Source organism: Sphingomonas bacterium, from assembly GCF_903643035.1.
Lineage (GTDB): Bacteria > Pseudomonadota > Alphaproteobacteria > Sphingomonadales > Sphingomonadaceae > Sphingomonas.
Map to the genome: position 1 here is coordinate 1 of NZ_CAHJWW010000169.1, position 6,064 is coordinate 6,064.

The 6,064-nt window shown below is 69.4% G+C and carries 6 protein-coding genes and 1 pseudogene; 2 read left to right on the plus strand and 5 right to left on the minus strand.

Annotated features, from left to right (window positions below; genetic code table 11):
- Positions 1–355, minus strand: a pseudogene (locus HUV01_RS10895) (hypothetical protein); the annotation flags it as partial.
- Positions 356–466: 111 nt separating this feature from the next.
- Here HUV01_RS10895 and HUV01_RS10900 point away from each other — a divergent pair.
- Complete coding sequence (locus HUV01_RS10900; protein WP_174298280.1) at positions 467–688, plus strand: hypothetical protein; 222 nt, start codon at positions 467–469, stop codon at positions 686–688.
- Positions 689–766: 78 nt separating this feature from the next.
- On the opposite strand, the gene HUV01_RS10905 is transcribed toward HUV01_RS10900, so the two are convergent.
- From HUV01_RS10905 to groES, 4 genes are all read right to left on the minus strand, one after another.
- Positions 767–1,228: a DUF3429 domain-containing protein gene (locus tag HUV01_RS10905; RefSeq protein WP_174298281.1), complete on the minus strand. Its 462-nt coding sequence runs from the start codon at positions 1,226–1,228 to the stop codon at positions 767–769.
- Between the two features lie 40 nt (positions 1,229–1,268).
- Complete coding sequence (locus tag HUV01_RS10910) at positions 1,269–1,835, minus strand: Uma2 family endonuclease (RefSeq protein WP_174298282.1); 567 nt, start codon at positions 1,833–1,835, stop codon at positions 1,269–1,271.
- 197 nt (positions 1,836–2,032) lie between these two features.
- Positions 2,033–3,679, minus strand: a complete 1,647-nt coding sequence (gene groL, locus HUV01_RS10915; protein ID WP_174298283.1) for a chaperonin GroEL — start codon at positions 3,677–3,679, stop codon at positions 2,033–2,035.
- 93 nt (positions 3,680–3,772) lie between these two features.
- Positions 3,773–4,060 (minus strand): co-chaperone GroES, encoded by a 288-nt coding sequence (gene groES / locus HUV01_RS10920; RefSeq protein WP_174298284.1) that lies wholly within the window; start codon positions 4,058–4,060, stop codon positions 3,773–3,775.
- 221 nt (positions 4,061–4,281) lie between these two features.
- Here groES and sppA point away from each other — a divergent pair.
- On the plus strand, positions 4,282–6,064 hold a 1,783-nt coding region (sppA, locus tag HUV01_RS10925; RefSeq protein ID WP_174298285.1), incomplete at its 3' end, for a signal peptide peptidase SppA.

The window sequence follows — 6,064 nt, forward strand, 5'->3', positions numbered from 1 at the left end:
CCGACGCCGGACGCGCGGCGATATCCTCGGGCGGCGTCACGCCCGTCACCGGCCGCGGCGGCGGGCGCAGCGCGTTGCGGTTGGACTGCTGCGCCAGCTCCGGGTCGACCATGATCTGGTCGTGCAGCGCCGCCGTCAGCGCCGCATCCCCCTTGAACGCGTCGCCGGGAGCGGAGACGTTCGTGCCGGTCAGTTCCTGGTCGAGCGCGTCGACCGGCTTGGCGGCATCGGGCTTCGGCCCGCCGCACGCCGCCAGGGGGATGGCCAGCGCGACCGCCAGCGCGAGCGCAGGAGCAAGCGCGAGCGCCGGTCCGGACGCCGGGACTACGCCTCTGCCATGTCGCGCCAATCGCATCGCCGGCTCCGTCGGTCGTGTGCCGGCGACCATGGCAGCACAGGGTTAAGGAGCGGTGAGCGCCGCACCAGGCGGTCTTGAACCGCCGGCGGCGATGCGCGATCCTGCGCCATGCTCAACATAGTCTCGATCCTTGTCGGTCTGGTGACGCTGATGGCGGGGCTGGTGGCGTTCGTGCCGTTCCTCGGCATCCTCAACTGGTTCGTGATCCCGATCGGCATCGTCGGGGCCGCGGTCGGGGCGCTGTCGAGCCGCCGGTCGGGGCGCGACTTCAACCTGACGCTGATCGCGATCTTCGCGGTCCGGCTGGTCCTGGGCGGCGGCGTCATCTGAGAGGCGCTTCCGCGACGATACGGGACAGAGGCGGGCGGAACAGAGGCGGGGCGGGACAGAGGCGGGGCGGGACAGGCGTCAGCGCGCGACCGCCGCGACCATGGCGCCGACCAGCCCGACGATCCCCACCAGCATCTGCGGCGGCCGCAGCCGCGCGAAATGCGCCGGCGCGTTCCCGGCCAGCGCCGCCCGGCGGTCGAGCAGCGCCACCAGCGCATAGCCGATCGCCAGCAAGCCGAGCGACAGCGGCGGTCGCGGGAACAGCAGCGCGGCGAGCGCGAGCAGGAAATAGACCAGCATCGTCGCGACCTCGACCGGCGTCGATGCCCGCGGGCTGCCAAAGCCATAGCCGCGCCTGACCCCCGCCACGAAGACGAGGATCACCGCCCCCCACAGAACCGTCAGGCGAACGGCCAGCACGGGCCACCGGTCCGGCGCCAGCCACGCACCCGCGCCGCCGGCGAGGAGCGGGAGCATGGGGCCGAAGCCGAACAGGATCGAGTTCGCAGGGACGCGGGGATCATGGGCTCGGTCTGTCATGGCGGGCTCAACGTGCCGGTCGCAGGGCGGGTGCCGCGGGTCAGTCGCGCGTGAATATCTCGTCGTGCGGAACCGCGAGGCCGAGCGACGCGAGGCTCAACTCGTGGGGACGCGTATAGTTGACGTCGGACCAGCCATCGGGATCTCGGCCGGTGCGCTGGAGCACCCGCAGCCGCTCGGCATCGGGGTCGATCAGCACGATCGTCTCGACACTGGTCAGCGCCTTGTACTCGTCCAGCTTCGCGCCGCGGTCCAGCGCGGACGTCGTGGGCGACAGGACCTCGATCACCACGCACGGGTCCGACACGGTTCGTGTCCTGTCGTCCGCCGGACCGTTGCGGCCGCATGTCACGCTGACGTCGGGATACCGCAGCGACCCGTCGTGCGTCCGCACGCCCATATCCGATCCGCTGGGGCGGCAGCCTGAGCCGCGCAGCCGATTGGCAAGCGAGACGATCAGGTTGATCTGCACCCGGTCGTGCGCCCGCGAGCCACCCGCCATCATGCGGATGACGCCGTTGTCCAGCTCGGCCTTCATGTCCGAGCCGAAGTCGATTCGGAGGAACTCGTCCACCGTCAGCGCGCGTTCAACGGATTGGGTCGCCATGGGATCGGCATACATCAGACGGCCGGACAAGCGAAGAGCCGGTGGATCGCTCCACCGGCTCTTGTCTTGCTTGGCAGGCGCGGCGACGGCGAAGCCGCCACCGGGACGTCAGACCGGATCGGCGGCGTGGCCACCGACCGGCTGGCCGAGCCAATGCGAGTCCCGGGCCGGCAACGCCAGCCCGGGCCACATTCGGCTCAGAAGTCCATGCCGCCCATGCCGCCGCCCATGCCGCCGCCGGCGGGCATGGCCGAGCTCTTGTCGTCCGGCATCTCGGACACGCTCGCCTCGGTGGTGATGAGCAGGCCCGCGACCGACGCCGCGTTCTGGAGCGCGGTGCGCACGACCTTGGTGGGGTCGATCACGCCGGCCGCGACCAGGTTCTCGTACACATCGGTCGAGGCGTTGAAGCCCATGGTCGTGTCGTTGCCGTCGAGCAGCTTGCCCGACACCACCGCCCCGTCATGGCCCGCGTTGCTGGCGATCTGGCGGACCAGCGACGTCAGCGACTTGCGGACGATGTCGATGCCGCGAGTCTGGTCGTCGTTGGCACCCGTCATGCCCTCGAGCGCCTTGGTCGCGTACAGCAGCGCGGTGCCGCCGCCGGGGACGATGCCCTCTTCCACGGCCGCGCGCGTCGCGTGCAACGCGTCGTCGACGCGGTCCTTGCGCTCCTTGACCTCGACCTCGGTCGCCCCGCCCACCTTGATGACGGCGACGCCGCCCGCGAGCTTGGCGAGCCGCTCCTGCAGCTTCTCGCGGTCGTAGTCGGACGAGGTGTTCTCGATCTGCTGGCGGATCGCCTCCGTGCGGCCCTTGATCTGCTCGGCATCACCCGCGCCATCGACGATGGTGGTGTTGTCCTTGTCGATCGTGATCCGCTTGGCCTGGCCCAGCATGCCGACGGTGACCGTCTCCAGCTTGATGCCCAGGTCCTCGGAGATCATCTCGCCCTTGGTCAGGATCGCGATGTCCTCCAGCATCGCCTTGCGGCGATCGCCGAAGCCCGGCGCCTTGACGGCCGCGACCTTGAGGCCGCCGCGCAGCTTGTTGACGACCAGGGTCGCCAACGCCTCGCCCTCGATGTCCTCCGCGATGATCAGCAGCGGACGGCCCGACTGGACGACCGCTTCCAGGATCGGGAGCATCGCCTGCAGGTTCGACAGCTTCTTCTCGTGGATCAGGATGTACGGATCGGTGAGCTCGACCGTCATCTTCTCGGGGTTGGTCACGAAATACGGCGACAGATAGCCGCGGTCGAACTGCATGCCCTCGACGACGTCCAGCTCGAACTCGAGGCCCTTGGCCTCCTCGACCGTGATGACGCCTTCCTTGCCAACCTTCTCCATCGCTTCCGCGATCTTCTCGCCGACTTCCTTGTCGCCGTTCGCGGAGATGATGCCGACCTGAGCGATCTCGGACGTGCCGGATACGGGCTTGGAGCGCGACTTCACGTCCTCGACGACCTTGACGACCGCGAGGTCGATGCCGCGCTTCAGGTCCATCGGGTTCATGCCGGCTGCGACCGACTTCATGCCCTCGCGGACAATCGCCTGCGCGAGCACGGTCGCGGTGGTCGTGCCGTCACCGGCGATGTCGTTGGTCTTGGAGGCCACTTCGCGCACCATCTGCGCGCCCATGTTCTCGAACTTGTCCTTCAGCTCGATCTCCTTGGCGACGGTGACGCCGTCCTTGGTGATCCGGGGAGCGCCGAAGCTCTTGTCGATGACGACGTTGCGGCCCTTTGGCCCCAGCGTGACCTTGACCGCGTCGGCGAGGATGTCGACGCCGCGCAGGATGCGCTCGCGCGCGTCGCGGCCGAACTTCACTTCTTTGGCTGCCATGATGGCTGTCTTTCTATCTGGCGCGACCCCGGCGAAGGCCGGCGCCGCTTGGGTAGGGGATGCCCCCGGCTGTCGCCGGGGTGACGGTTCAGGTCAGCCGACGATCCCCAGGATGTCGCTTTCCTTCATGATGATGAGGTCTTCGCCGTCGACCTTCACCTCGGTGCCCGACCATTTGCCGAACAGGATCTTGTCGCCGGCCTTGACGTCGAGCGGCGTGATCTTGCCGTCCTCGCCCTTGGCCCCGGTACCGGCGGCGACGACCTCGCCCTCCTGCGGCTTTTCCTTGGCGGTGTCGGGAATGATGATCCCGCCGGCCGTCTTCTCTTCCGCCTCGACGCGGCGGACGAGGACTCGGTCGTGCAACGGACGAAAGTTCATGTTGCCCTGATCCCTTGTTGTGGGTGATTGGTGTGTTGGCACTCACGCGGCGCGAGTGCCAATGGCGGCGATATGTGCCTGTCTCCGCCGGGCGTCAACCGCCATGGCGGGTTAATTCCGATCAATTCCGACCGATCGCCTGCCACTGCGGCCAGACGGGCCGTTTACGTGTCCGCCCGACTGTTATAGCGCCGGGATGTGACAGTTGTGGGAGCGAGGCGATGAAGCTGGTCCGGGGTGCGTGGAAGATCCTGGTCGGCATCAAGGACGCGCTGGTGCTCGCGTTGATGCTGATGTTCTTCGGGCTGCTGGCGGCGGCGTTGCTGGCCCGCCCCGGTCGCGGCAGCGTCGGCGACGGCGCGCTTCTCCTGAAACTGGACGGGGCAATCGTCGAGCAGGCGGCCGATCCCAGCGTCTCCGCGGTGTTCAGCGGTCAGACGGTGCCGCGCCAGTTCCGGCTCCGCGACCTCGTCCGCGTCATCGACCGCGCGAAGGACGACGGCAGCGTCAAGGCCGTCGTGCTCGACCTCGACGAGTTCGGCGGCGCCTATCCGGCGGCGCTGGACGAGGTGGGCGCGGCGCTGTCGCGCGTGCGCCGGTCCGGCAAGCCGGTGCTCGCCTATGCCACCGCCTATACCGACGGCGGCTATCGCCTGGCCGCGAACGCCAGCGAGATCTGGGTGAACCCGATGGGCGGGTCGCTGTTCCTGGGGCCGGGCGGGTCGCAGCCCTATTACAAGGGCCTGATCGACAGGCTGGGCGTCAACGCGCACGTCTACCGCGTCGGCAAGTACAAGAGCTTCGTCGAGCCCTACACCCGCACGGAGGCCTCGCCCGAGGCGAAGGAGGAGTCGGTCGCGCTGTACCGGGTGCTGTTCGACGGCTGGCAGCAGGCGATCCACCGCTCGCGGCCCTCCGCGCAGATCGCCGGCTTCCTGAGCGCGCCCGACAAGGTCGTGATCGCCGCGAACGGCGACATCGCGCAGGCGAATCTGAAGGCGGGGCTGGTCGACCATCTGGGCGACCGGACGGCGTTCGGCCGGCGCGTGGCGCAGGTCGCGGGCGCCGACAGCGGCAAGCCGCTCGGCAGTTTCAGGACGATCGCCTATCAGGACTTCCTCGACATCAACCCGCTGCCCACGGCGGGCGACGCGGTGGGCGTGCTGACCGTCGCGGGCGATATCGTCGACGGCAAGGCGGGGCCGGGCTCGGCGGGCGGCGACACGGTGTCGGCGCTGCTGCTCAAGGGGCTGGCGACGAAGACGCTGAAGGCGCTGGTGGTGCGCGTCGACTCCCCCGGCGGCTCGGCGCTCGCGTCCGAGAAGATCCGGCTGGCGGTGCTGGAGGCGAAGAGGCAGGGTCTGCCGGTCGTCGTGTCCATGGGATCGGTCGCCGCGTCGGGCGGCTATTGGGTGTCGACGGCGGGCGACGCGATCTTTGCCGAGCCCAGCACGATCACCGGGTCGATCGGCATCTTCGGCATCATCCCGACGTTCGAGAACGCGCTGAAGAAGATCGGCGTCACCAGCGACGGTGTGCGGACCACGCCGCTCTCCGGCCAGCCCGACGTGCTGGGCGGGACGACGCCGCAGGCGGACGCGGTGTTCCAGTCCGGGATCGAGAACGGCTATCGCCAGTTCGTCTCCCGCGTCGCGACCGCGCGGCACCTGACGCCGTCGCGCGTGGACGAGATCGGCCAGGGCCGCGTGTGGGACGGCGGCACCGCGCACCAGATCGGCCTAGTCGACCGGTTCGGCACCCTCGACGACGCGGTCGCGGAGGCCGCGCGACGCGCGAAGCTCGATCCGGCGCACGTCCACGCCGAATATCTAGAGAGGAAGCCGAACTGGACCGCGCAGTTCGCCCGGTCGCTGTCCAGGAAGGACGACGACGACGATGCGGGCACGATGATCGGCGGCGGCACCGACGCGTTCGGCCATGTCGCCGCCGATCGCCGCGCGATGCTGGGCCGCGCGCTGGGCGACGCGCGGCGGCTGGCGACGG

What these genes read in the sequence shown, in the direction of transcription:
- HUV01_RS10900 (WP_174298280.1), top strand. Translation starts at nt 467, where the DNA reads ATGCTCAACATAGTCTCGATCCTTGTCGGTCTGGTGACGCTGATGGCG.
- HUV01_RS10905 (WP_174298281.1), bottom strand. Translation starts at nt 1,228, where the DNA reads ATGACAGACCGAGCCCATGATCCCCGCGTCCCTGCGAACTCGATCCTG.
- HUV01_RS10910 (WP_174298282.1), bottom strand. Translation starts at nt 1,835, where the DNA reads ATGGCGACCCAATCCGTTGAACGCGCGCTGACGGTGGACGAGTTCCTC.
- groL (WP_174298283.1), bottom strand. Translation starts at nt 3,679, where the DNA reads ATGGCAGCCAAAGAAGTGAAGTTCGGCCGCGACGCGCGCGAGCGCATC.
- groES (WP_174298284.1), bottom strand. Translation starts at nt 4,060, where the DNA reads ATGAACTTTCGTCCGTTGCACGACCGAGTCCTCGTCCGCCGCGTCGAG.